Origin of the sequence: Culicoidibacter larvae (genome assembly GCF_005771635.1) — a bacterium.
Taxonomy (GTDB): Bacteria; Bacillota_I; Bacilli_A; order Culicoidibacterales; family Culicoidibacteraceae; genus Culicoidibacter; species Culicoidibacter larvae.
This window is the reverse complement of the sequence record NZ_VBWP01000001.1, coordinates 157159-182567: the sequence shown is the minus strand read 5'-3', so window position 1 is coordinate 182567 and position 25409 is coordinate 157159. Positions and strand designations below refer to the sequence as shown.

Annotated in this window: 20 protein-coding genes, 1 other RNA gene and 1 pseudogene; 4 read left to right on the top strand and 18 right to left on the bottom strand. The window is 38.7% G+C overall.

Annotated elements, in window-relative coordinates:
• Window positions 1-121: 121 nt before the first annotated feature.
• The 11 genes from ssrA to FEZ08_RS00940 all read right to left on the bottom strand — a co-directional run bounded on the left by ssrA (window position 122) and on the right by FEZ08_RS00940 (window position 11776).
• Window positions 122-474: a transfer-messenger RNA gene (ssrA, locus tag FEZ08_RS00990) on the bottom strand.
• Window positions 475-561: 87 nt separating this feature from the next.
• The gene (locus FEZ08_RS00985; RefSeq protein WP_138189829.1) at window positions 562-1884 is read right to left on the bottom strand and encodes a sensor histidine kinase; all 1323 of its coding nucleotides are present in this window, start codon (window positions 1882-1884) and stop codon (window positions 562-564) included.
• Window positions 1884-2543 (bottom strand): response regulator transcription factor, encoded by a 660-nt coding sequence (locus FEZ08_RS00980; RefSeq protein WP_138190127.1) that lies wholly within the window; start codon window positions 2541-2543, stop codon window positions 1884-1886. Before FEZ08_RS00980 ends, FEZ08_RS00985 begins: the two co-directional genes overlap by 1 nt.
• A 225-nt stretch (window positions 2544-2768) precedes the next feature.
• Complete coding sequence (smpB, locus tag FEZ08_RS00975) at window positions 2769-3224, bottom strand: SsrA-binding protein SmpB (RefSeq protein WP_138189828.1); 456 nt, start codon at window positions 3222-3224, stop codon at window positions 2769-2771.
• Window positions 3196-5496 (bottom strand): ribonuclease R, encoded by a 2301-nt coding sequence (rnr, locus tag FEZ08_RS00970; protein WP_138189827.1) that lies wholly within the window; start codon window positions 5494-5496, stop codon window positions 3196-3198. Before rnr ends, smpB begins: the two co-directional genes overlap by 29 nt.
• 65 nt (window positions 5497-5561) lie before the next feature.
• Window positions 5562-5792 (bottom strand): preprotein translocase subunit SecG, encoded by a 231-nt coding sequence (gene secG, locus FEZ08_RS00965; RefSeq protein WP_138189826.1) that lies wholly within the window; start codon window positions 5790-5792, stop codon window positions 5562-5564.
• A 227-nt stretch (window positions 5793-6019) separates the two neighbouring features.
• On the bottom strand, window positions 6020-9160 hold the full coding sequence (locus FEZ08_RS00960; RefSeq protein ID WP_138189825.1) for an SdrD B-like domain-containing protein: 3141 nt from the start codon (window positions 9158-9160) through the stop codon (window positions 6020-6022).
• A 148-nt stretch (window positions 9161-9308) separates the two neighbouring features.
• A complete protein-coding gene (locus FEZ08_RS00955) occupies window positions 9309-9731 on the bottom strand; it encodes a DUF3021 family protein (protein ID WP_138189824.1) in 423 nt (140 codons plus the stop codon).
• Window positions 9732-9741: 10 nt separating this feature from the next.
• Window positions 9742-10185, bottom strand: coding sequence for a LytTR family DNA-binding domain-containing protein (locus tag FEZ08_RS00950; RefSeq protein WP_138189823.1), 444 nt, complete (start codon window positions 10183-10185; stop codon window positions 9742-9744).
• 63 nt (window positions 10186-10248) lie between these two features.
• A complete protein-coding gene (locus FEZ08_RS00945) occupies window positions 10249-10689 on the bottom strand; it encodes a hypothetical protein (protein ID WP_138189822.1) in 441 nt (146 codons plus the stop codon).
• Between the two features lie 163 nt (window positions 10690-10852).
• The gene (locus FEZ08_RS00940; RefSeq protein ID WP_138189821.1) at window positions 10853-11776 is read right to left on the bottom strand and encodes an ROK family protein; all 924 of its coding nucleotides are present in this window, start codon (window positions 11774-11776) and stop codon (window positions 10853-10855) included.
• A 205-nt stretch (window positions 11777-11981) separates the two neighbouring features.
• Here FEZ08_RS00940 and FEZ08_RS00935 point away from each other — a divergent pair, with 205 nt between their 5' ends.
• The 3 genes and pseudogenes from FEZ08_RS00935 to FEZ08_RS12355 all read left to right on the top strand — a co-directional run bounded on the left by FEZ08_RS00935 (window position 11982) and on the right by FEZ08_RS12355 (window position 13438).
• Window positions 11982-12785 carry an aminoglycoside phosphotransferase family protein gene (locus tag FEZ08_RS00935; protein ID WP_138189820.1) on the top strand — a complete coding sequence of 268 codons (804 nt, stop codon included), beginning with the start codon at window positions 11982-11984 and terminating at the stop codon, window positions 12783-12785.
• Between the two features lie 38 nt (window positions 12786-12823).
• Window positions 12824-12922, top strand: a pseudogene (locus FEZ08_RS12630) (TetR/AcrR family transcriptional regulator); the annotation flags it as partial.
• 204 nt (window positions 12923-13126) lie between these two features.
• Window positions 13127-13438 (top strand): hypothetical protein, encoded by a 312-nt coding sequence (locus tag FEZ08_RS12355; RefSeq protein WP_242003449.1) that lies wholly within the window; start codon window positions 13127-13129, stop codon window positions 13436-13438.
• A gap of 163 nt (window positions 13439-13601) precedes the next feature.
• On the opposite strand, the gene FEZ08_RS00925 is transcribed toward FEZ08_RS12355, so the two are convergent.
• The 4 genes from FEZ08_RS00925 to FEZ08_RS00910 form a co-directional block, all read right to left on the bottom strand.
• The gene (locus tag FEZ08_RS00925) at window positions 13602-18902 is read right to left on the bottom strand and encodes an InlB B-repeat-containing protein (RefSeq protein WP_138189819.1); all 5301 of its coding nucleotides are present in this window, start codon (window positions 18900-18902) and stop codon (window positions 13602-13604) included.
• 196 nt (window positions 18903-19098) lie between these two features.
• A complete protein-coding gene (locus tag FEZ08_RS00920; RefSeq protein ID WP_138189818.1) occupies window positions 19099-19806 on the bottom strand; it encodes a hypothetical protein in 708 nt (235 codons plus the stop codon).
• A complete protein-coding gene (locus FEZ08_RS00915) occupies window positions 19799-21214 on the bottom strand; it encodes a sensor histidine kinase (protein WP_138189817.1) in 1416 nt (471 codons plus the stop codon). The genes FEZ08_RS00920 and FEZ08_RS00915 overlap by 8 nt, the downstream gene beginning before the upstream one ends.
• Window positions 21198-21869, bottom strand: a complete 672-nt coding sequence (locus FEZ08_RS00910) for a response regulator transcription factor (RefSeq protein ID WP_138189816.1) — start codon at window positions 21867-21869, stop codon at window positions 21198-21200. Before FEZ08_RS00910 ends, FEZ08_RS00915 begins: the two co-directional genes overlap by 17 nt.
• A 251-nt stretch (window positions 21870-22120) precedes the next feature.
• Between FEZ08_RS00910 and FEZ08_RS00905 the strand changes: the two genes are divergently transcribed.
• Window positions 22121-23476 (top strand): DUF1254 domain-containing protein, encoded by a 1356-nt coding sequence (locus FEZ08_RS00905; RefSeq protein WP_138189815.1) that lies wholly within the window; start codon window positions 22121-22123, stop codon window positions 23474-23476.
• A 57-nt stretch (window positions 23477-23533) separates the two neighbouring features.
• On the opposite strand, the gene FEZ08_RS00900 is transcribed toward FEZ08_RS00905, so the two are convergent.
• From FEZ08_RS00900 to rsmI, 3 genes are all read right to left on the bottom strand, one after another.
• Window positions 23534-23728 carry a 2-hydroxymuconate tautomerase gene (locus FEZ08_RS00900; RefSeq protein WP_138189814.1) on the bottom strand — a complete coding sequence of 65 codons (195 nt, stop codon included), beginning with the start codon at window positions 23726-23728 and terminating at the stop codon, window positions 23534-23536.
• A gap of 267 nt (window positions 23729-23995) precedes the next feature.
• On the bottom strand, window positions 23996-24436 hold the full coding sequence (msrB, locus tag FEZ08_RS00895; RefSeq protein WP_138189813.1) for a peptide-methionine (R)-S-oxide reductase MsrB: 441 nt from the start codon (window positions 24434-24436) through the stop codon (window positions 23996-23998).
• A gap of 117 nt (window positions 24437-24553) precedes the next feature.
• Complete coding sequence (rsmI, locus tag FEZ08_RS00890) at window positions 24554-25402, bottom strand: 16S rRNA (cytidine(1402)-2'-O)-methyltransferase (protein ID WP_138189812.1); 849 nt, start codon at window positions 25400-25402, stop codon at window positions 24554-24556.
• Window positions 25403-25409: the final 7 nt, after the last annotated feature.

The following is a 25409-nucleotide window of genomic DNA, read 5'->3' as shown; positions in this document are numbered from 1 at the left end:
CTACCACTCCTCAACACATTATATAACCATTTGGTTATATAATCAAGAAGTTATATATCTAAAAACAAAAAAAACAGACATAGTAATTTACTGTATCTGCTTTATTTTCAATTATCTCTAATGGTGGAGATGAGGGGAATCGAACCCCTGTCCAAACACACCGTCACATAAACGTCTACAAGCTTAGTCAGTTGTCAAGATTTAACATGCACCGAACCCCAGCTGACAAAGACGGGACATGCGAGCCCTTAAATCTCTTATTAACAACCACGGGCCACAGTCATCAATCGTATTCCACTTTAAAAATGAACCCTTGACTTAATACATGGACAATACTAAGCTAGAGTGCTGTGCCCTTAGGCAGCAGCTAAGTTTAAATTTTTGTTTCCGCTTAATTTAAAGCATGCGCGTAACGAGCGCCTTCGGCCTGCAGTCTATGCCGCAAATGTGCCTGTCGAATCCAAAAACATCCCCAGACAAAAAATAACAGGAAATTCTAATGAACTCCTGCTATTATTGTATAGCTTTTCAAGCTATTTATCAAGTACCACTAACATCATTCTATTCTTTCTCTTCTTGCTTTCTAATTACAAACTCAACCATGTCGCCATTAGTAATCGTAATATTGTAATTGAAAAGCTGTAACGTCCGGCTAACAATAGTCATCCCTAAACCATAGTGACCCTTTTCATCCTTAACATAAGGATTATAAATATTACTAATCACATCCTCAGCAATAGGCTCACCATCATTTGCTAAATATACACTATCTTCATCAGTCCGCACAATTAACTTAGTATTGGCATAACGAACTTCATTTTCAAGAATGTTTTCAAAAACTATTCTCCAGCTTTCTTCATCACCGAAGAAAGCCAAAGGCTTCAGCTCAATTTCCCATTCAAACTGAGGAAAGCGATACTTCATCTGGAAAGTTACATCTTCCAATATCGCCTGAATATCAACAGATTGATATTCGCGAGCATCTTGTGAAAGTAAATATTCCAGCTGAGTAACATATAACAAATCTTTTACCTTACGATTTAATCGGTTTGACTGCTTTAAAATAACATTAGCAGTTTCTTCAAGGGTTCCATATGGATAGACACCATCCTGAATACTTTCAGCACAAGCACTAATAATAGAAATAGGTGTTTTTAAATCATGCGAAATATGTTGCAACATTCGTTGCTGCATTTGATCTTGTTCAATAAGTTGCTGACGCATATTATCAATTGACTCAGCCAATTGACCAACTTCATCACTTCGCGGAATAATTAATTGTTGATTCCAGTCGCGTCGTGAAATTTTCTGTACCTGTTCTTCCATCTCGCGAAGCGGTCGAACAATGTAACGAACCCAGAATACAGCACCAATAAGACCAACACCCGAAATAATTAAAATCGGAATCAATAATTGAATGATTGCGTCATTACTTACCCTAATAATATCTAATTGATTGATAAACGAAACCCAGATTCCATCTTTATCGTCGATACGGTAAAAATAGTACACATCTCCGTCAAAATCAAATACACCTTCCTCTTTATCCTTACTATACGCAAGTAATTCATTTTGGAAGCCGTTGATATCATCAGTATTTATTTGATGATCTGGGTCAAATAGACTGGCAGTTCCATCACCCTCGTGAATTTGTCCGGGCAGGTTAAAATAAGAGGAAGCATCTTCGCTCTTAACATAATTATCTTCTCCGGTATAATGATACTTTGTCTCTTGTTGCTCAAGATAAACAAAGGCATTTTCTTCAGAAATTGTAATAATAGTTCTCTGAACTAATCCGGTAATAATTAAAATTACCGTTACCATCCAAATAACAAATATAAGAATAATTTGTCTTGATAACTTTAAGCCCGATTTACGAATCATTATTTCAAACGATATCCGAATCCATAAATTGTTTCAATATCAAGTGCAGGCATTTTTTTACGTAAGCGACGAAGTAAGTCATCGACAACCCGGTCACTTCCAAAATAAGTATTATCCCAAACAGCATGAATAATCTGTTCACGTGATAATGCCTGTCCTTTATGAGTTATGAAAAATTCAAGTAAGTCAAATTCTTTGGCAGTTAAATCAATCTCATTATTCTTTTCTGTTACACTACGGCGTGTAATATCAATTTTATATGTCTGATACTGTAAGTTTTCACTGTCAGTGTTACCATATACCCGTTCCAAAATGCGTTTTGTACGAATTACCAATTCTCTTGGTGAATATGGTTTAGTTAGGTAATCATCACTACCCATTTCAAGACCTAAAATACGATCAAAGTCTTGATTACGAGCTGAAACAAAAATAACCGGCGTATGACTATTTTTTTCTTTAATATACTTTAACAGTTCAAACCCATCCATACCAGGTAACATTATGTCTAAAATCCAAAGGTGTGGTCCAGTTCCGATTGCTTCCATTGCCTGATTACCATCATCAAAAGTAGTAACCTCATAACCTTCTCTTTCAAGGTATGATTTTGCAACAGCTTGCAAATCTTTCTCATCTTCAACAATATTAATTTTATATTTCATCATGTAAATGCCTCCATAACATAAATTTGGTTTTCAAATGTAAAAACAAGCAATTTATAGTAAGTCATTCTGAGATGTATATGGAAAATACAGCATCGATGCTAAAAATAACCGTAATTTGTCTAAACGCTTTTCTCATTTTCACACAATTATTTACACTTTTAGTATACTTGTCAAATATTGCATGAATTTGATATATGTGTGTGAAATAATGTGTACTTATTTCTATCGTTGATTATCTTTAAACGCACGAGCAATATCTCGCTGCATATCCTTTTGTTTCAAGCTTTCCCGCTTATCATAGTTCTTCTTACCCTTACCAATCCCTACTACTATTTTAGCAAAGCCATTTTTGAAATGCAATTGAAGTGGAACTAAAGTGTACCCATCTTGTGTAATTGCTTGGTTAATCTTAAGAATTTCACGTCTATGCAACAACAATTTACGTACCCTTGTCGCCTCATGATTGAAAATATTCCCATGTTCATAAGGACTTATGTGCATATTATGGATATACACTTCCCCATTTTTGACGCGTGCAAAACTATCCTTAAGCTGTACATGCCCGGCACGTACAGCCTTAATTTCAGTGCCGACCAATACAATACCGCACTCAAAAGTATCTTCAATAAAGTAATCATGGTACGCTTTCTTATTTTTTGCGATGATTTTTCCCGCCATGCCGGCTCCCCTCCCTTGCTTTCGTGCCACGCTTGCTCTCACGCTTTTTCTTCACACCATTAAAGCGCTCCTGCTCCTTAAACGGCGTCTTACGCTTGCCATCAGGACTTGGAGCCACACGTTTCTTCGGCCGGTTGGCCTTCATCCCGACAACCGCAAAATCAACGGTTGCCGTATCCTTATCTGCAGCAGTTACAATTATCCGCACTGCATCACCAATCTTAAACTGCTTCTTCGTCCGCAAACCACGAAGCAACAACTGCTCAGGCACATATTCATAATGATCATCCGTCAAATCAACCACGTGAACAAGCCCCTCAACCGTATTCGGTAACTCGATAAACATACCAAACGAAGTCACTGATGAAATAATACCGTCGAACTCCTCACCAATATAGTCCATCATAAACTCGGCCTTCTTCATCGCATCAACATCGCGCTCACAATCAATTGCCCGGCGCTCCGCGTAAGACGTATTAGCAGCAATCTCAGGAAGATCCCGTTGCCATCGCTCAAGCTCTTGAACATCAGTTCGTTGCTCAAGCAAGAACTGATGAATAAGCCGATGCACAATCAAGTCAGGATAGCGGCGAATCGGAGATGTAAAATGAGTATAATACTGAGCAGCTAAACCATAGTGCCCTAAACACTCCGGCGCGTACCGCGCCTTCTGCATTGAACGCAACAACAGTGACGAAATAACACCCTCCTCCGGAGTGTGTTCTGCCTTATGCAGAATTTCTTGCAACGCCTTTGGATGTACTTCCTCATTACCAACATGCAAACGATATCCTAGATTACTAGCCAACTTACGGAATACATCTAACTTCTTAGGATTTGGCTCCTCATGCACTCGATAAATAAACGGTAGCTGCAACCAATAAAAATGGGTTGCTATCGTTTCATTCGCTTCAAGCATAAACTGCTCAATAATTCGCTCGCTTATACCTCGCTCACGCAAACCAATCGCTAATGGTTTGCCATCCTTATCCACACTGATTTTTGACTCAGGTATATCAAACTCAATCGCCCCGCGATTAGTTCTTTTTTTCTGTAAAATCTGAGCCAATTGATGCATATTCTCAATCATCGGTAATAAAACCTTATACCGATCGCGAACTAACTCATCGTCACCGGCAATTATCTTATTAACATTAGTATATGTCATCCGCTCAGTCGTCTGAATAACACTAGCATAAATATCATAATTAACGACTTTTCCTGAGTCATCAATTTCCATATCACATGACAATGTCAAACGATCAACGTGAGGGTTCAACGAACAAATACCATTAGAAAGTCGGTGTGGTAACATCGGCACAACCCGGTCCACCAAGTAAACACTGGTACCACGATCATAAGCTGATCTTGATAAAGCTGTTTGTGGTTGCACATAATGGCTGACATCCGCAATATGCACACCTAATCGATAATTACCATTATCCAAACGTTCAACCTCAACAGCATCATCTAAATCTTTAGCATCTTCGCCATCAATAGTAATAATCGTATTGTTACGCAAATCACGGCGCCCAATATAATCTTCCGGCGCAAGCGTCTCACTGACTGCCGCCGCCTCATCCAAAACCGCCTGCTCAAAGTCAACCGGAATACCATGTTTGTAAATAATTGATAAAATATCAACGCCTGGGTCATTCTTATGCCCCAAAATTGTCTGTACCTCTGCAATAACAATACCATTATCACGATACTCTTTCGGTACAACCACAACCTTGTGACCATCCATAATCGAAAGCTTAGACTTCCGACGCACTAAAATCTTCGCCAGCATCCGCTTTTCATCCGGAACCAGCCAAAAGTAATCTTTATCAAAAAGCTCCAACTCACCAACAATCGGCTGCTTTGAACGCTCTAAAATATCAATAACCTTTGCCTCTGCACGTTTATCTTCATTCCCTTGGCGATAAACTTGAATTAAAACATGATCGCCATGAAAAGCCCCGTTAATCTCATTCGGCGGAATGAAAAAATCAGACTCAATCTCTTTATTATCAGGACGAACAAAACCCATCCCCTTTTCATGTGCTATAAAAGTTCCTGCATAAATCTGCATATTCTCCGCGAGCACATATCTATCGCGCTTCGAACGATAGATTATGTGCTTATCTTCTAAACTCACCAGAGCCTGCAGAAACTGCTTATAATCATCGCCAGCGACAATTTCCATCTCCTCAGCCATATCAATACGTTCCATTGGCACGTATTCTTTAGCTTGCATAAATGCTAATATTTTTTCTTGCCAGTCGTTCATTTTTCAATCCTCCTTTTAGACAAATAAAAAAACCCCACAGTAAAAATGCAGGGTTGCTTCTTCTTTTATAAGTACCAAGATAAAAGAATAAATACAAAGAACAATCCGGTTGTTACCGCTGTTGCTCGTGTTAAGAATAAATCTATTCCTCGCTCTTTTGTCTCAGCAAATAATTTGGTATCTTGCGCTCCACCCATAATTGCGGTAGAAGCATCTTCAGACTTTGATCCCTGTGCACCAATCAAAATAATCGCTACAACCGAAATCACGACTGATAATATTACCCAAATATCCATTAAGCACCGCTCCTTACTCGTTATCTAAACTATTATACTATAAAAACTATACCTTTGACAAGTAAATTGTAGCGTGCTTTATAGCGAAAGCTCAATATAAAAATTACTTTGATTTTATTGGCTATATTTTAAGACTTACTTCATTGATTGCTTCAACTCCTTTTACGGAGTCATGTATAATGTGGGGGGCGTTACACATGAGTCCATAGAAGGAGTGAAGACTCCTTCTATTTTCTGCGTTTCATCAAAGCAATGGTGATACCGCCTAGTATAAAACTACCGCCAACAATCGCAAATTCATACTGATTTGCTCCAGTAACGGGCAACTCCGTATTTGGCTCAGTCTGATTATTATCACTAGTATTATTATCTGTCGTCTCTTCTTTTGGTTCCTCCGGAAGCTTTACTATTAATCCAGCATCAATGTCTTGATTATCTTCACCAATGCCAAGCACAATCATATTAGTCTTTCCATCAAGAATAACATCCGAATCTAAAGCTGAATCCCCACCAGCTGCCGGCACTGTAAACACATATCCATCTGGCAAGACAAATTCCACCTTATAAGTTCCCGCATCAAGATTAACAAAACCATAGTAACCCGGAGCACCATCAAAATTATCCCCGGTTAATGTTGTATCCAAAATATTATCACTAATATCTAATAAATGAACCCGTACACCATTCACCCCTGATTCACCAACATCTTGAATACCATTATTATTGACATCCAGCCAAACAAAATCACCCAACGACGATTTTGGATTAGGTTGAATCTTCGTGCCTACTTTATTTGGCTCAGTAGCCGAAATAGAATTACCGGTTACCGTGTTTGTAGCACTAAAAGCAAATGAATTCCAGGCAACTTCTCCGCTTGTTGGTGCGCCAATCGGTGCTCGCATCTTCCATTCAAATACTCGGCTTTCACCCGGCTCCATTTGTACATCAATTTTAAATAGCAGTGCTGTAATCTGAGTTAAATCTGCAGGTGGTGTCTCAGACCACATAGGATCTTCTGCTCCAACCGGATCACTAACACCAACAAGCTCCGATCTCGATGGATTCTCGGCCGTCGTATAATAAATTGTTGTATTGCTTGGAGCTTCCAGTTCATCACTTAAGTATGGGCTCCATTCAGATAAGCGCGCGCTATGATCAACAACACCAATATCACCGCGTTTAGGTAAAATATCCATAACCACAACATCTTTAACCGCAATATTTGAATCATTAGTAACTTTTAACTGATATTCAATCTGTCCACCAGGTGTGGTGGTAGCAACACCTGGATATTTACTAAAGCCAGCATTAGGATTGCTCGGATCTTTATCTAATTCACCACGAACAAGTTTTTCAGAAGTGATTTTTGTAGCGACTTCAATAGTACTCTGAACATCGGCATATACTACATAGTCATCAACTGAACCATTCCCATTGACATCATTAACATCAGTTTGATAGTTATAATTTAAAACACTCGGGTCAGTTAAATTTGATGCACTGGCATAGGCTGTATTAGTTATTGTGCCATATCCCGCTTCATTAGCTACCAAAGTTCTAAAATTATAATATATAGCTGTTCCCATATCTACCTCGTCACTATATATCATCCGAATCAGTTGCCGCCCACTGCCATTATAATCATCAATAATCTCAATACGGTCCGGGGCCATTGCAGTCGGGCTTACCGACAAACTACCAGTTACATACGTCACTCCCACCGGTAATAAATCACTGACCACAAAATCTTGCGCACCTACCCCACCGCCACTTGAAACAAACGCACTTATCTTATAATCAATATACCCATTTGGTAAAAATGGCCCCAGATTCGCAACTGTCTTTTCCACCCCAATTGTTGGCGAACTCTCCCCCTCAATTAAAGTCGTTGCTGTTTTCTCAGAATCAATAACCGTATTATTATAAACAAACTTTGCCTTCGCTGTATTTTCAACTTCACCGCCAGTAAAACTTGCATCACTAACAGCATACGTCAAACGAATTCGTTGGTTTCCATTTGCGTTATCCGCAAATGAAAACCCAGTCGGTACATTCCCCAAACGCACCCGGATGCCGGTCACTTGCGTTCCTGTCGGCAACCCTAAATCAGCAACAGCAATTGTCTTTGCGCTTAGATCATCCCCGGCAGCATTTGTTGTGTAGCTGGCAGCATTAATCCAAGTAACCATATTATCAGCCACTGATTGATCATCAACAGTATAATCCAAATAATAAGTTGAACTTGGCAGCATACCGCGAACACCACTCAAATATATTTTCTTCAATGCAAGTTCCGGACTCCAGTTTCTATCAATAATTGTGTAGTCCTCTAAAGTCACATCAGTATTATTAGATAAACCGGTAATGCTGAAACTAATATCAGCATCCAGCCCATATTTCGCTTTATCGGCTACTTTATTGATACCAATTTTGGTAGAAGGGTCACCAAGCCCGGCACCAACAACTGGAAGCGTCACTTCTGAAGCTAAAATATGAGGTGTACTCTCACCCAATGCAACACTGGAAACACTGACCCTGTTGGTAATATCGCTTCCTGCCAAGCTAGAATCAGTTACCTTTACAAAGACTACCATGTTTTTGTAGGGATAAGCACTTGAATCCTCAGTACCGACAAAATGCCAACTAACACTATGAGTGCCAGCATCATAAACCCCACCTAAAGTCGCACTCTGAAACTCAAGTCCGGCCGGCAGCGTATCAACAATTGTTATTGTCTCCCATTTCAAGTGACCCTGACTTGTTGAATTATCATGAGATTTATATGTAATATAGTAAGGGAAGACCTCACCAACAATAATCTTATTGTTCATTGTTGACTTGCGAATTTCTTGATAAGGTGTTGCTCCGACTACGACCGCATCAGCCGTCTTGCTCTGGTTAATGTTCGTCGATACACCACTTCCTGAATCAGTAGCCGTACCTTGGACGGTTACTTGAGCTTGCTCACTAGTATTATTTGGCGTCAAAAAATCCTTAAATGAAACACCAATAGTAATATCGTAAACCGCGCCGGAGTTAACTGTGTCAAAATGGTAAACTACTTTGCGACTCAGTACGTCATATGTTCCGCTTACACCATTAATATTCGGTAGCGATACAATATTGCTAATACCCTCAGGCAAATCGATAATAACGTCCATATCACTGTAGTTAACTGTTGTTCCCGAGAACCCAAGTGTCACCGTATAGTAGAACAACTCACCACTCGCCACTGCTGTACTTGATGGCACAATACTTACATTCACGGCCTCATTTGCAGCCGACACTCGCATCTGCGTACTATACGCACCAACCATAATTAAAAGCGCCAACATAAATTGCGCTAACTTTCTACAAACATTTTTCATTATAATGCCCCCGTTTCAATATTTCATCTACACAATAAAAATACTAAAAAAAGCATTTGTAAACAATAAAAGTCAAGTAAGTTGCCACTTGCTTTAGGTAAAATGCCAAAAATAAAAGCGTCCCTTGAAGGGACGCTTTTATTCCAGTTTATATATCACGATTATACTCTTCAAGTTTTTTGTTAATCGCTGAAAGCTCATGAACATCACGCAAATACATACCTATCCAAATAACTACGTAGGTAACAACAATAATTGCCGTCAAAATTAAGAATTCAAACACATTGTGCAACCAGTTGAAAAGCAAAGCCAAACCACCGACACTAATAACAACCACCAATAAAAATATCGCGCTTCTGATTAGTATTTCTAGTCGCGAGTAATTATCATTGATTGATAGCAACAACACTTGACTGGCAGCAAGAAACAAACTCAATCCAGCCAAAATCAGAATTATATACACTGGCACAAATGCCTGACTGAAAACAATAAAAAACATGCTCATTGCCAAAATGCTGCCTGAGAAAATCGCCAGCATATTGCGAACAATCATTTTTAATATATTATTCATAGCACTAACCTCACATTCCTAACTTCTCTTTAAGTATTGGTGCATATTGGCGAGAAATAATAACATTCTCGCCATTCAGTAATTCAGCAATGAAGCGGCGGTGAAATCCGGGGATGATCCGTCGGATTTTCCGCAGGTTAACAATCATAGACTTTGAGATGCGGATAAATGACTGCATTTGTAGCATGGCCTCTACCTCATATAGCTTCAAATCAGATTGATAGACCTCATCTTTTGTATAAATAAACAGTTTGTTATCCACACTTTCAAAATAATAAATTGATTTTGTTTCCAGAATATGGGTTTCCGAATCAATAACGCCTAACATCTTATCATTCACTTCAAAAAATTCAATTGAATGAACTAAGCGTTGCAAGCGTTCATCGAACACTGCACAACGCAAAGTAATTTCCGGAACATCAACAGCTTCAAATTCTTTTACATGAACAATCATAAGCTTCCCCCTATAGATTATGTATTGTCATAATCATATCACATAACTTTGTGTGTACCAAAATCAGATACTTTGCTCATTACGATAAATAGCACCTAATTTTCTTACTAGCATGAAGTGCATAATAGTAGAAATAACATATAATATCCATGCCGTAACACCAATTAACATAGCAAACAAGATAAGCGGATTACCGCTGCTGCCACTGGTATTTACTGAATAACTTGATGAACCATTACCCAGAATTAAACTAACCACCATCATCAATGCTGAGATAAATCCTAATGTACCAGCTACCATTGCCAAAATCGGCACACCGCGTTTTTGGTTAGCTTTTGGTGCCTTAAACATCTCAATAACCGACATAATCAACACCACTAATGATGGAATACCAATCAAGAAATTAAGCACCATGCCTAATCCTGGAATAGCATTCACTAAACAAAAAATCGCATTCGTCAAAACCAGGCTGCGATACCCTTTAATTGATTCATAATTTTGCATAACTTTCCCTCCTAAGTCTAGGAATAGCATAGCAAAAACCAAAATGCTGATGTTGCAAAATCAATTAAGTTGCCAAATTCTATCAATAACTTGCACTATTGTATAGAAAAACCGGGGCGATACTTGTCCCTCGCCCCGGTTTTAAAATTTTCCACAAAAAACTTTACTGCTGCACATCATAAAAATGCAATGCCGCGCCAATTAAGTTAGCATCATTACTATACTCACAAATTTTCACTTCCGGCGCTGCCATTGTTTCATCTTCTTGCAAAACCTGCTTTCTAAACATCAGAAACAATGGATTCTCATCTGCCAAATAATCAGTAATTGCCTGCTGCAAATTTTCCAGCAAATCTTTATTCTTGCTCAATCCACCGCCAATTGCAAAAAACTCCGGTTTAAAAATAGTCTGCAGGTAAATAATAATTTCTGCCAGTGACTGATACATTTTATCAACTTGCTCTTTTGCCACCTTATCCCCTTGCTTCGCCAACTCAAAAACATCCTTACCTTCAATACTATCCGGAAGCTGAAATTTTTTCACTGAAACAACTTTTCCCATCTGCACCGGCGACACATTAATTCCATGCAACAACTGCAAGGCTGTAGTAACCAATTTATCCAGCAACGAAATTTCCGACTGAGTATCAACGACAATCTCACCATCACGAACAAATGCCAAGCCAATTCCCGATCCAATAATCAAGAATAACGGATTTTCGTGTCCTCTCCCAACACCATACCGCATTTCGGCTAACCCGGCACAATTCGCATCATTCATCATCGTAACCGGCAACCCGTCTAATGCATCAGAAAAAGTCTGCTGAAACTCACCAAAAGCCAAAAACGGCACAAAACTCCAACCAGCCACCTTCCCGGTCTTTTCATCGGTTTCACCCGGGCAACTAAGTCCCAAACCTTCAATTTCATACTTTTCTCCCAGCTCATCCAATATTTGCTTCATCTTAGTAAAAAAATCTGCTCTTAACGGCGGCGTCGGAAACTCATCCTTAGCATGTAATGATTCCTTATCCCACACACCATACTTCACTGCCGAACCACCAATATCTACAACTAGTAACGCCATATTTATCCGCCTCCATTATTATAGCTATAGTATATCATCTTTTACAAAAAATGAAGACCCTGGTGCCGCCATAAGCGGACCCGGGTCTAAAATTAATCACTACCTATCATCGAGTTAAGTTGACAAAACTAGTGTTTACTAGTAAAATAAGCTTAAACTAGTAAACACTAGTTTAAGCTTATTTCAATGGAGGTGTTCATGGATTATGAAAAAGAAAATGATCGCAGAAGGTAATACCGCAGAAGTTTTTGAATGGTCAGATAACCAAGTTTTAAAACTATTTCGGCCTTCTTTTAACTCAAAAGCATGTGAAAAAGAGTTTGCCATCAATCAAGAATTATCTAAATTAATATCAAACTTACCTAAAGCATTTGAGATGATTGTAGAAGATAATCGACCGGGAATCATATATGAAAGAGTCTCCTCCCCAGCGTTACTTACATTGTCATTAAGAAAGCCATGGCTTATTAAAGAATATGGCAGAAAAATGGCAAGATTACATTTCAATATCCATCAGAAAGATTATTATGGTGAGGTAATTCCTGCGATGACTACAATTCTGCCTGCTAGTATTTCTCAAGCTATATATTTGAATGAAACCGAAAAAGAGATACTTCTCCAAAAAATCACTCAGCAATCTATCGAGTATAAGATTTGCCATTTTGATTTTCATCCAGGCAACATTATGTATAAGCGAGATGACGAGAAAGTTATCGATTGGATGACTTGTTGTATAGGTAATCCTCTAGCTGATGTAGCGAGAACAGCAGTTATGCTAGAATTTGCCGTTATACCAAGAGTACCTATATTTATTAGCTATTTAAGCTCTATCCCTCAAAGAATAATGAATCGTGCTTATTTAAATGAATATTGTTTACTTTCAGGACGAACAATAGACGAGATTAAAGTGTGGTATCCTATTATTATGGCTTCCAGACTGCAAAAATGGCTGCCTGAAGCAGAAACAAAAAGACTATTAAAAGAAGTTAGAAAACGACTAAACACTTAAAATTTACATCTTTATTTTTTTAAAAATTAAGGAGGGTTATTATCAAAAATACAAAAGAACTCATATGGAAAGAATCACTTGCTCTGTTTTCAGAATATGGCTATAATGGCGTTTCGGTAAAAGATATTGCCAACGCTGTTGGTATAAAGGATAGCTCAATTTACAACCATTACAAGGGCAAACAAGAAATCTTTGATACAATTCTAAGTCAAGTTTCTAAACGACTGAAAGAAGCAAATAACGAGTATGTATTTCCAATAAAAGCAACTAATAATAAAATCGAGCACAGTATTAATATTCAGAATTTAGCCAAAAAATATATTACTCTATTCGATTTCTATTTGAATGATGAACTCGCAGTACAGTTTAGAAAAATGTTGCTCATAGAACAATACGCTCAGTTTAGCGCTGCTGAACTCTTCAATGAGATATTTATTGATATGCCACTAAAATATCTAACCATTCTATTTACCTCATTAATACAAAACGGAAAGCTAATTAAAATAGATGCCGATATTATGGCAGCAAACTTTTATTCACCACTCTTCCTAAACTTTTTTAAAACTGACTCAGTGAATGTTCAGAGCAAATTTATAGAGGAAAAAATAAATAAACATATTGAAACTTTTTTTGAAGTTTACTCAAATAAATAGTGCCAATATTTTTTATAAGAAAATAAGACCCGGGTGCCGCCATAAGCGGACCCGGGTCTAAACTTTATCCCAAAAGCGTCTTAAATAGAGTAACTAAGTGCAGGGGGGATGACCTAGTATACTCTATTTAAGAAGGAGAGCAAATCATGCTCTCACTATCTTATTACTTTCTTGATTTCTTTCTGCTGATAAGAACTATTCCTGCAAGCAAGATCAATCCCGCACCACCAATTGTCATTGGTAACTCATTGCCGCCGGTAACCGGAAGTGCTAACTCAGGAACAGGTACTTCATCAACATATACTGTAATATCTGTTGCCAGTACTGATGAAAGTTCGTTGCCAGAAGGATCTAAGTAAACAATAGTCACTAGATATGTTCCTGCTGCCGATTTTTCGACTAACACATTGATATTAGCATAAAGTGGGTTTAAGTCACGACCATCGCTTTCATCCCAAGCTTTAGCATTTGAACGACTCAAAATCTCTGCTTCTAACGTTCCGTTTTTGATAAATTCTTTGAGTTGATCAACGGTAATCCGAACATCATCAGCTTGAATTTTCCATACACCATCAACAATCAAATCTTGCCATTGAGCGTATAGTGTCAAGCCATCAACCGGCATCGTGATATCACCACTGTAAGCAGTGCCATCTGCGGTCTGCCAGCCAAGGAACTTATGGCCAAACCAAGTTGGCTCATTTACAGCGTCAAGATGTACGGTAGAATCTGTTGGTTGTACTAAATCTGCTGGTTGTGTCGCTACATCGCCACCATTGACATCAAAGGTAATTGTTTGATCCAAAGCTGTCCAATGTGCTTCTAACGCTAACCCACCTGCTGGCATTGTTACCATTCCGCTGTATTGGTTGTCACTTGCATCAAACCAACCATCAAATTGATATCCAGGTCTAGTTGTGACTTGTGTATCTAAATCAACATCGCTATCGGTTTTAGCTGTAATTGAAGCAATACCGCTTCCGCCTTTACTATTAAAGCTGATTACTTGGTCATCAGCACTCCACTTAGCAATTAAGTCCAAACCGCCAACCGGCATCGTAATGGTACCACTATGTTGGGTGTCAGAAGCATCAAACCAGCCAACAAAACTATAACCTGGTTTGCTTGGCGCAGTTACTGCATCCAAGTCAAATGTTGAATCTGTCGGTTGTACAACATCAGCTGGTCTCGTCTTAGCATCACCAGTGTTTACATCAAAGGTAATTGTTTGATCATCTGCTGTGAACTGAGCATAAAGTGTTTTGTTTGCAGCTGGCATTGTGTCAGCGGCAAAGTCCCACTTAGTTCCGCCAGTTGCCGCATCATACCAACCACTGAATGTATAACCAGGTTTTGTTGGTACACTTGTTGGTTCTGTAATCAAAGCTTCATAAGCAACGCTGTCTGTTGTGGTTGTCCCTTGATCATTGAAGGTAACTGTGTAGTTGTTACGTGTGTATTGAGCATATAATGTTTTGTTTGCGGCTGGCATTGTGTCGGTCGCAAAGTTCCATTCAGTACCACCAGTCACGGCATCAAACCAACCATCAAAAGTAAATCCGGTTTTTGTTGGTTCAGTTGGCTCAGTTGCTAATGCATTATATTCTACAGTTTGATTCGTTGTTACACCTTCATTATCCAATGTTAACGTATAATTATTAATCGTAAATTGTGCATAGAGTTGGACATCATTTGCTGGCATTTTATTAGTTGCAAAATTCCATAAGCTTCCACCACTTGCGGCATCATACCAACCGCTGAAAGTATAGCCGGTTTTTACCGGATTAGCTGGTTGCGTCGCAGTTGTATCATACGTAACATTCTCGCTGGCTGGTGCTGTTCCTTCGCCACCATTCGTTGCGATATCATAATTAATCAGGTATTTATTCGCGGTATATTGCGCATGTAAAGTTACATCAGTTGTTCCTGATATATATGGGAACGTTACTTTTGAACCACCTGTCGCTGCGGTAAACCAACCAGTAAATGTATGTCCGGTTTTTACTGCATCTGGCTCACTGACAATTGTTTCACCTGGATATCTATTGACTGTTGTTGCCGCAGTGCTGCCGCCTTGAGCATTGAAATTAACAGCCACTGGGGTAATAATTCCGGCATGAATGGTATCATAACCTGTTGCACTTGCTTTTACTCCGGCAGTAGTTGCCTGTAAATGATCAGCCGCTTCAGTTGGTGTAGAACCACCACTAGTTACCGCCGAAAATCGCGTTGAGTCATTTGTATTTGGATTAATAAAGATAATATCTACTTCTTGATCCTTATCCAGTCCCAAGAACTCATATGAACCATCAACACCATTAATTGTTTTTGTTGTTGTACTATCAATAAGCGTCGTTGTTCCTTTTTCATAAACACGTACAGCAATACCATTACGTCCGGTTTCGCTGCCATCTTGAAGTCCATTACGGTTGGTATCATCAAACACAATCCCTTTTACCGCACCGGTTTTTAAACGCAATGCTACTGGTTCACTTGGTTTATAACCCGATGTTCCACCAACAACACGGTGGATACGCGCTGAATAAATATTGATATTCCCTGCATGTGCATCAGCTAACGGGTCAGTCAACGCCAATGGAAAACTAATCTCATCATCAACACCATCAGCAATTGAATCCGTAGTCACGATTTTTACCATCCGAATCTCATTCTTATCAGTAATTGCATCCCATGCCACAAAGTTTGGCGAATCTTTTTCAGTCTCATAAGTCGTTGCATACAACACTTGATAGCTCAACTTACTTCCCGAAGTATCAATCTGCTCTAATAACGATGCCGTCCAGCCAAAGTTTTCTTTCTGCAAATGCTCATCATTTTTAAAGTCCGCGGGATTCGTCGGCTGCAAGCCCGTCGATTCCCCGTATTTAGGAATTGGCACTAAAGCCGTATAGCCTTCAATTGCCTCTCCGGAATTATTCACTACATTCAACTTATAACGGGCTTCGCCACTTGGATTTAAGTTAATAACTTCTGAATCAGTTTCAAAATCATAACTCACCCATGGCCCGCCATTTAGATTAGCTGCAGTAGTCACTACAAAATCTTTTTGTGCTTGCAAACGCAGCGCAATGCGATTGTCAGGAGTTCCTACATATTTTGTAACACTGCCACTGCTGTCAACATTAAAAATATTAGGATTATTATAAGGTGCATTACCACCATTACTAGTTGATACACCAATACCGTTCGTTGGTAAAATCTGAATCAAATCTTTAGTAGCAAAACTAGTTGTTGGTGCATTAGGCTTCACTTTTAAATCATATGAAATATTTAATTGGTCATATGTTGAACCAGATAATTTATAGGCACCGAGAATTACATCTGGAAATGAAAGTTTGTAAACTTTTGCGCCGGTATTATCAACTGTCTGCGTAGCTACTAATGTTCCGGCAGCGACACTGTAAGTATTCCCTTCCCAATTTGCACTAATCGTATCTTTATTGATACTAAAATATTGATCCTCACGGATATATACTTCAAACCCTTTGTTAGCGGAAGATACAGTATTCAGATATTTGTATGCTGATTGCAAGAAAGAAAATGTTACTCTGCGAGTATCTCCGCCACTTAATGCCGGGTTATCATTCGTAATTGAGCTCTTAGTAATAAAGGTCATTGCTTTTGCATCAATAATTGTCATTGTATTGGTTGCTTTAGCTGTGTCTGCATCACTGAATTCTTTATCTGTTGTAGTAACCGCAATTTTAGCACTATACTGCTTTGATGCTGGAATAGTCAAAACTTCTCCGTAATAAACTACTGGTGGAATATAGCTTCCGCTCAAAGTGTCGCTGCTACCAACAAACGATGCATGACCAGAGTTATTACGACCGCCACCTTTGCCAATATCACCCATATCATAAGTAAGTGATGATATATATTCAGTTGCGTCAGTAACACCATAGTCAGCAAGATTAATTCTTACAAAACCAACCACTTTTTCATTATTAGCTGTTGTTGCAACCGAAGGAATATTAATTGTATTCCCTTTATTAGTTGTAATAACAATATTTGTAGCAGCATCGCCACGACCAGTTACTAATTGCACCATTTTGACACCAATATTGGTATCATCAAAAGTTAACTGCATTTTTTGATCAGCCGCAACATCTGCTGTTGGGTTAAATACATCAAATGCCCCTAACGGCGTTAGTGTTGCACTATCTAAAACCGGATTATATGCATAATATGGTTCTCTTACGGTATCAACCGTTAAGTGACCTACCGTATCATCCACAACTACTAAAGGCATTGTAGCATCAGCAAAAACCTTTGCAAAATTAGTTGTTTTAACATAATCACTTGCACCAATTAATTTAGTTTTTGAACTGACGAATTCCAATCTGTATGAACCATTCACTGCACCAGCTGGGACCGTATAATTAGATATGATTTTATTTCCGGCAAAATTCTTTGGACGTAACATTGTCAAAGTGATAATGTCATAAACCGGATCACTGGTACGATCAACAGTAGTCGTACAATCAGCACCATCAATTCCGGCAAAAGTAAAGGTTTGGAAACCGGCATTCTTATTCATTCTAAAGACATACGTAATTTCTTCAGTTAACATCGCATTATTCTGTAATGGTAATCCTGGTAATTGAACTGTCAAACTATTATCAATTGTGCTGCTTTCCCCAGGTTTTAAATAGCGAATAACATTACCACCACTATTTATATATAATGAAGGATTGGCGGTCCCATTTAAGATATAGCTTTCCAAAACATTCTCTGCAGTTTGTACACCGTTTTCCAAGGTTTGAACTTTTATCGCATCCGTCAACGTTCTGCTAACATCAGTCATATTGAATACCATATCACTGATAATGGCTGCTGACATATTTACTGAAGTTGTTCCGGCAGCAATCTCATAAACTAATGTCCCACTTCGCGGCGACCACCAGTAGAGTTGCGGACTTGGCGTATAAGTTGCACCAACAATAATTCCCTGAAGATTCTTTGGTAAGGTACTGGCATCGAATTTCCAGTTATTCTTATTAGTATCAACGGCAACCATTCCGGGAATAGTATCAAACGCTAATCCGTTCACCAGACTAATTGAAATCTGACGATTAGTTGTTGATACACTACCATCAAAAGTAGCATTGATATCTAATGTTTTTGAATATAAACCTGAGGTCCAAGTTTCTACCGAAATACTATCACTATCGCCACCCATACTTACTCCATCCAAAGACGCAATAGTTTCCCCGGCACGCAATAATGATTTCTGTGCAGTAGTATTATTTAGAATCTCAGATTCTGTTGCTTCAACATTTTCCGAAGTTGCAACATCTTCTGTTACATTCTCCTTTGAACTATTTTCAGAAGAAATGTTTTCATCACTCATTGCCCAAACCGGCAAATCAATAGCGCTGAAAACAAGTATAAACGCTCCTAAAAGCGCTAATAATTGCTTAAAAGTTTTATTCGTTTTCATAATAAAACTCCCCCTTTTTCAAAATTTTTGTTTACTCTCTCAACTCCATTATAGGAATTCACCCAAAACCACTCAACGATAATTCTCGTCAGATTGTGTACATTTGTGTAGTTGAAAAACCCCTGTATTCATCAAAAACCTGTATTTTCAAGAATATTGAAAATAATTGAGCATTGCGGCTCAATTATTTTATCTTTTATTTCCCCCCCCGATCAGTAATTCCTTCTAATTCCTTCATCAGTTTTGAAGAAAGGAAAAATTGGAAAAATAATAAAACTAATGGCAACAACAACATGGTCAGAATAAAAACTTTCAGTACTGTAAAACCAAAACTTTCAAACCAACCGAAACCACTCCCCAGCGCTTCATTGTTTGCACCATACAACGTATTTTCACCACTGGCACCAACTTGACTAACAAGCACTGGCACCGTTGTACTAACTCCCTCAACTGTAGCAAATGTAACACTATAGTGTCCGGGAACAGCCTTAACCAAACTTGCATCCACCGATACAATCGGTAGCTCCGCCAGCGTCTGCATATTCCATGCATGCGCATCAGCCCGTTCAATCCACGCCTCATTAGTCATCACACTGACTTCGTCAACGCGCAAATGAATTGCCTGAGCATCAATTGCAATTGGTTCAACAATAACCGTATACTTACCTTCAACCGTAACATATGCTACCGCACTAATCGTTTTCCCATCCTCATGATAAGAAACTGTAACTGGATATGTTCCCGGACGACTGCCGCTCTCCTCCAAGACCTTAGTCTCAGCAGCAGCTGCTTCATCCTTGGAGTCATAAACATTCGGTTCTATAGCAAAAGCTGGTATTGATGTTGCTCCCGCTAAAAAGAGCAACATTAATACGGCCGCAACACTTCTTCTCAACTTACGCATCGCCATTACCTCCGCTTGTCGGTAATTTTATCGTAAGCAACACACCATTTTCAAATGGTTCAAACGAACAAGTTCCATGATAAGCTTCAACCATACTCCGGATTGTATACATCCCAACGCCGCTGCCATGACCATCATCATCTTCACCGACTTGGTAGAATAAATCAAATACATGAGCAAAATCAATATTTGAAACATCTGCCTTATCATTATATGCTCGAATAACAAATAGTTCATTCTCTTGATCAAGTGATAACTCAAACTCTCCGCCCATATCAGTATAGTGACAAGCGTTAGAAATAATATTATGGAGTATTTGCTTCAATTCAATTGGCCTGAAAGTAACCATCAACTTACTCGGAACATCTAAACTTGCCAAAATTTGTTGCTTCTCAAATAACTTATTGAAAAGTTTCATCACTGTTTTACTCATGGCAACTGCATCAATCAGTTGTAGTTCATCTTTGTTATCTCCCGGTTTGTTCATAACCTGAAGCACTTCATTCACCGCACCAATAAGTTTATGTTCCGTATCCAAAAGTTCTGCAAATAATGTATCTTCACTTACTTCTGGCGGCAACTTTTGCTGCAACTGTTCAGTTTGAATAATAGCAACATTTATCGGTGTTTTTAAATCATGCACAATCGCTGTAGCTAGTTGCTGTTGATACACGGTTTTTTCTTGTTCAACCTGCAACTCACGCTCAAGGCGTGTATAATTTGAGTCAAAAGTATGCATCTTATCTTGTAAGTCTTCACTAAACTCAGTAAGTTCAGTTGATAACTCGTTATAGCTACTGTTTCTGCTGGCTTCTAATTCTGAAAACCGGTACTCTCTTAAATTTAAAATATTTTGTTGCAACTGGCGAATCGGTAAAATAAGTCGGCGATACAACATAAATACCAAGAAAGTCATTATTACTGTAAGAGTTGCAACCCCGGCAAGAAGCACCGCCATCAAGAGTTCAAAGAAATCTTGTGCCGGTAAACGGTAAATTGCAATCCATATTTGATAATGCTGATTATTGTTTGCTGTATATTCAAAAGCACTATGATAACTTGTATAGCCTTCTTTAACACTATCACGCAGTTCCGAAAAATTGGTTTCATTAACTGAATTAAATACAATTTTCCCGTCTTGCTTTATCACTAGGTCAAATTCATCACTACTAGTTGCTACTGTAAGTTGATTAACCATTTCCTCACCAGTAGTCTGATTAAGAATTGACTGAACTTCTGTTTGAATTCCGGTTACATGTTCTTTTTCTGCTTGATTATAGATTGCTGGAACATTTAAAACTAAAGTCCCCATGGCAATTACCAGAAGCAAATAAATTCCGCCACCGGTATAAAAAAGTTTACGCCAATGGCGTTGTAAAAAAGTTCCCGTGTTATTCTGACCACTCATAGCCTACACCCCTAATCGAATAAATACAGGAAATGGACAACTTAGCACGCAAGTTCTTAATATGGGTATCCACACTGCGAGGCTCCATTGTAAAATCAGCAATTCGCCAAACATCCTTAATCATTTGCTGTCGTGACAATGCTATATTTTTATTACGCAAAAAATACACTAACAAATCATACTCCAACATTGTTAGCTCAGCTAATTCACCATTTTTATAAACCTTTTTTGCTTTTGTATCCACTTTAATGGACTGACTAGCACTCTCCAAAACATGTATCTGCCTAGCAAATTTATTCTTATTCAGCACTCGATCAATCCGCGTAAGCAAAATTCTTATTGTCACCGGCTTCTTGATAAAATCATTAACATGTAATTCCAATCCCCGCAGCTCGTCCTCTTCTGCCTGCGAGCCTGTTAATAAGATTACTTTAGCCTGCTCATCCAACTTGCGAATAATCTGTAAAAATTGCAAGCCATCAATTTCATCCATCTTAATGTCACTAATAATCAAATCATACGTATTTTTCTTAAACAAATCCAAGCCATCTGCAGCATTCGAAGCTAAATCAACCTCATAATGCTCCAGCCTTAATACCTCGGCGACTACATTTTGGAACTTTTCATCATCGTCTAAAAAAAGTATCTTTTGCACTACTTATCACTGCCCCCAAATCAATTTCCCTTTTACTGTATCACATTTATTTTTAAAATGAAAGAGGAATTAAAATTCAATAGTTCAATTCCCGTTCTTCTTTGTTTTAATAATTTCCCTTTAATTTAAGTGGTTTATCCCACGAATAAACCACTTAAATCATCAAGTTTTCACCCAGTTAAAAACTAAGCATAGCAACATCGTGAAATAATAATTCGTGTTAAACTTAAAGAAAGGAAGGTGTAATAAATATGAAAACATTACCTAGTAAACAAGAAATTATTCGTATTCGCCGAGCTGCGTTAAAAAATCGAGCAGTTGAAGCATATAAATTCTTTTATCCGACTGTGTCGATGCTAACTAACTTTGATGCCTTAGAACAATATGGTGCTCATGCAAACTCAGGCTTCCTAGTTCAACTCACCACACCAAAAATTAATGCATTAACCCAAAATTCTGATACCCCATATGGTTTGGGGGTTGGTGATACTTCAAATGGACCAGTTGTTATTGAAGTCCCCAAAGGTCCACTTATGGGCGTTATTGATGACGCTAACTTTAAATATGTTACTGACCTTGGATTAGTCGGTGAAGAACAAGGTAAAGGTGCTAAGTATCTATTCTTACCACCAGAATACACAGGTGACATTCCTGATGGATATATTGTTCGGCAACTACAAACATATCGATTTCTCATCTGTTTGCGGGCAGTCATGAGTACCAATGATCTTGCCTCAGCATTTAAACTTATGGAAACTACAAAACTTTATCCATTAAGCGATGCTGCTCAACCTAAAGCAAATACTTTCCAAGATTACTCACACAAAACCGCTGAGGCATCACCTTCACTGGTTGATGGCCAATTCCAATACTGGCTGGAGTTAAAACGCGCGCTCGATACTGATGTACTGGACAAAGATTATTATCAAATGTATGGATTACTTGCAGATATTGGTATCCAAAAAGATATCCCGTTCAATCCAAGTGATGAAATGAAAGCAATTTTATCCGAAGCAGCTGTTGAAGCCAATGAACAAATGGCAATTAACGCCTTTGCGATTGACGATGCTGACCGGATTGTATGGAATGACCGAAAATGGGAATGGGTATCATTTGGCGGCGATAATGGTTATTACATGGATCAATACTTAAATCTAAGTGTTCGCGAACGGTGGTTCTATCAAGCAACACTTGAAACACCAAAAATGTTTGTCCGCAAAGAAGGCAGCGGATCATTATACTGGCTGGGAATCAATGATGCCGATAACAATTTCCTCGACGGTGGTAAAAACTACACATTAAGTGTTCCCACACCAGTTCCCGCTCAACTATTCTGGTCAATAACCGCCTATGATATTGATACTCGTTCTGAGCTAGTAAACGGTGAACAAATACCAGTTCTGGGTACACTTCGCCAAACATTTACTCCGGATAAAGACGGTAATATTACGCTTTACTTCGGACCAGACAAACCGACAGTAGATAATGCACCGTGGATACAAACCGTACCGGGCAAAGATTGGTTTGTTTATTTCCGCATTTATGGACCAACCAAACCAGCATTTGATAATTCATGGAAACTTGATGATTTTCAAATCGTAAAATAATTCAGATAAAATTTAAAAGCCGAAGCAAGGTATGTTGCTTCGACTTTTTTTACTTTCCTACAAAGGTTTCTTATCACTCGCCAAAATTCCTGCTACTGCATAGTTTGTCTTTGGCATATCTTCAATAATAACGGTAATATTTTCAACTGGTGCACCGATAGTACGATGTATCGCACCAGTAACCTCAGCCACCAATGCTCGCTTCTGTTCTTCAGTCCGTCCTTCTAAAATCTTAATAGTTGCAATTGGCATTTACACCACTCCTTTGTAATAAGTATAGTTCAGCCAAAGGAAAAAGACAATATCAGAGCATTGATAAACGCCCGCAATCTTTGAAAATCAGCAAAAATTGCTCACTCACGTATGTTTAGATACGCTCCCTCCCAATTTTTACTAAACTTCCTTTGATTTCAAGCATTTTCAAATACTCTGCTTTAACAAAAAAATGTTTTCATTGAAAAGGAAAAAGACAATATTTGTAGCATTCACAAATACTGTCTTTTAAGGTTTAACTGTATCTTATTCAGTTTTATTTTCAAATAATTTTAGCCAGTCGCCATATCCCTCTTCGACTAATTTATCCTTTGGGATAAAACGAAGGGCTGCTGAGTTTATACAATATCTCAACCCTCCTAACTCTTCGGGACCGTCCTCAAACACGTGCCCTAAATGTGAGTCAGCATCAGTACTACGCACCTCTACTCTTACCATATTGTGGCTCAAGTCCATTTTTTCTTCAACTTCTGATTCCTTGATAGGATGACTGAATGCCGGCCATCCACAACCAGAGTCAAACTTATCTAGCGAACTAAATAAAGGTTTTCCGGACACAACGTCTACATAAATTCCTTCGTCAAATGAATTCCAATACTCATTATCAAAAGGTGGTTCAGTGGCGTTCTCTTGGGTCACTTTGTAAGCCATTTTTGAAAGGTTGCGTCGCCTGTCTTCGTAGCCCATTGGAATCACCTTCCTTCTTTATACTTTCATTATACTGCTGAAAATTGAAAACGGTAACCCAAATGCTTTTCTTTTTTGAGAAGCTAAGAAAAGGACTCCCGCGGCGGGGAATCCTTTTCAAATATTATGCCATTCCTTATAAACAACATCTTTAGCAACACCGCGTTCCTTTGCAGCTGCCTTAATTGCATCTTTCTCCTTCATTCCGCTATCAACCAATTGCTGAACATGATCAACAGCAGAAATCATCGAATAATCAACCGTTTCCGCCACGTACCCAGAGACAATAATAACCATCTCACCCTTTAAATCATCAGCAACTTTGATTACTTCGCTGAGGGTTCCTCGTATAAACTCCTCAAACTTCTTCGTCAATTCCCGCGCAAGCACAATCTGGCGATCACCAAAAATTTCAAGCATCAACTCAAGACTAGCCTTGATCCGGTGCGGTGACTCATAAAAAATCAACGTCTCGGATACTTGTTGTAATCCTTGTAACTGCTTTAACTTAGCTGGCTTCTTATGTTCTAAAAATCCGTAAAACACAAAGGGCATTAATGCCTCGAGTCCACTCGCCATCAATGCCGACAACCCGGCATTAGCACCAGGAATCGGCACCACCGCAAATCCCGCTTCAGTAACATGATGAACCAATCGCGCCCCCGGATCAGAAATACATGGCAATCCGGCATCACTAATAACTGCAACTGAGTTGCCTGCACTTAACAACTCAATAACATAATCAATACGGTCAAATTCATTATGCTCATGCATACTAAAAATTGGCGTCTCAATATCATAATGATTACATAAATGACGGCTCACACGCGTATCCTCAGCTGCAATCCAATCAACTTCTTTTAAAGTTCGAACTGCGCGCATCGTTATATCTTCTAAATTTCCAATTGGGGTACCTACCAAGTACAACGTAGCACTTTCAGTAGCAAAACTCTTTTGTCGTTGCATAAATAAC

Coding starts and splice junctions, on each gene's coding strand:
- FEZ08_RS00950 (WP_138189823.1), bottom strand. CDS start 10,185: ATGATTGTTCATGTAAAAGAATTTGAAGCTGTTGATGTTCCGGAAATT.
- FEZ08_RS00900 (WP_138189814.1), bottom strand. CDS start 23,728: ATGCCAATTGCAACTATTAAGATTTTAGAAGGACGGACTGAAGAACAG.
- FEZ08_RS00960 (WP_138189825.1), bottom strand. CDS start 9,160: ATGAAAAATGTTTGTAGAAAGTTAGCGCAATTTATGTTGGCGCTTTTA.
- smpB (WP_138189828.1), bottom strand. CDS start 3,224: ATGGCGGGAAAAATCATCGCAAAAAATAAGAAAGCGTACCATGATTAC.
- FEZ08_RS00935 (WP_138189820.1), top strand. CDS start 11,982: ATGAAAAAGAAAATGATCGCAGAAGGTAATACCGCAGAAGTTTTTGAA.
- FEZ08_RS00920 (WP_138189818.1), bottom strand. CDS start 19,806: ATGCGTAAGTTGAGAAGAAGTGTTGCGGCCGTATTAATGTTGCTCTTT.
- FEZ08_RS00980 (WP_138190127.1), bottom strand. CDS start 2,543: ATGAAATATAAAATTAATATTGTTGAAGATGAGAAAGATTTGCAAGCT.
- FEZ08_RS00945 (WP_138189822.1), bottom strand. CDS start 10,689: ATGCAAAATTATGAATCAATTAAAGGGTATCGCAGCCTGGTTTTGACG.
- FEZ08_RS00925 (WP_138189819.1), bottom strand. CDS start 18,902: ATGAAAACGAATAAAACTTTTAAGCAATTATTAGCGCTTTTAGGAGCG.
- msrB (WP_138189813.1), bottom strand. CDS start 24,436: ATGGGCTACGAAGACAGGCGACGCAACCTTTCAAAAATGGCTTACAAA.
- rnr (WP_138189827.1), bottom strand. CDS start 5,496: ATGAACGACTGGCAAGAAAAAATATTAGCATTTATGCAAGCTAAAGAA.
- FEZ08_RS00955 (WP_138189824.1), bottom strand. CDS start 9,731: ATGAATAATATATTAAAAATGATTGTTCGCAATATGCTGGCGATTTTC.
- secG (WP_138189826.1), bottom strand. CDS start 5,792: ATGGATATTTGGGTAATATTATCAGTCGTGATTTCGGTTGTAGCGATT.
- FEZ08_RS00940 (WP_138189821.1), bottom strand. CDS start 11,776: ATGGCGTTACTAGTTGTAGATATTGGTGGTTCGGCAGTGAAGTATGGT.
- FEZ08_RS00915 (WP_138189817.1), bottom strand. CDS start 21,214: ATGAGTGGTCAGAATAACACGGGAACTTTTTTACAACGCCATTGGCGT.
- rsmI (WP_138189812.1), bottom strand. CDS start 25,402: ATGCAACGACAAAAGAGTTTTGCTACTGAAAGTGCTACGTTGTACTTG.
- FEZ08_RS00905 (WP_138189815.1), top strand. CDS start 22,121: ATGAAAACATTACCTAGTAAACAAGAAATTATTCGTATTCGCCGAGCT.
- FEZ08_RS00985 (WP_138189829.1), bottom strand. CDS start 1,884: ATGATTCGTAAATCGGGCTTAAAGTTATCAAGACAAATTATTCTTATA.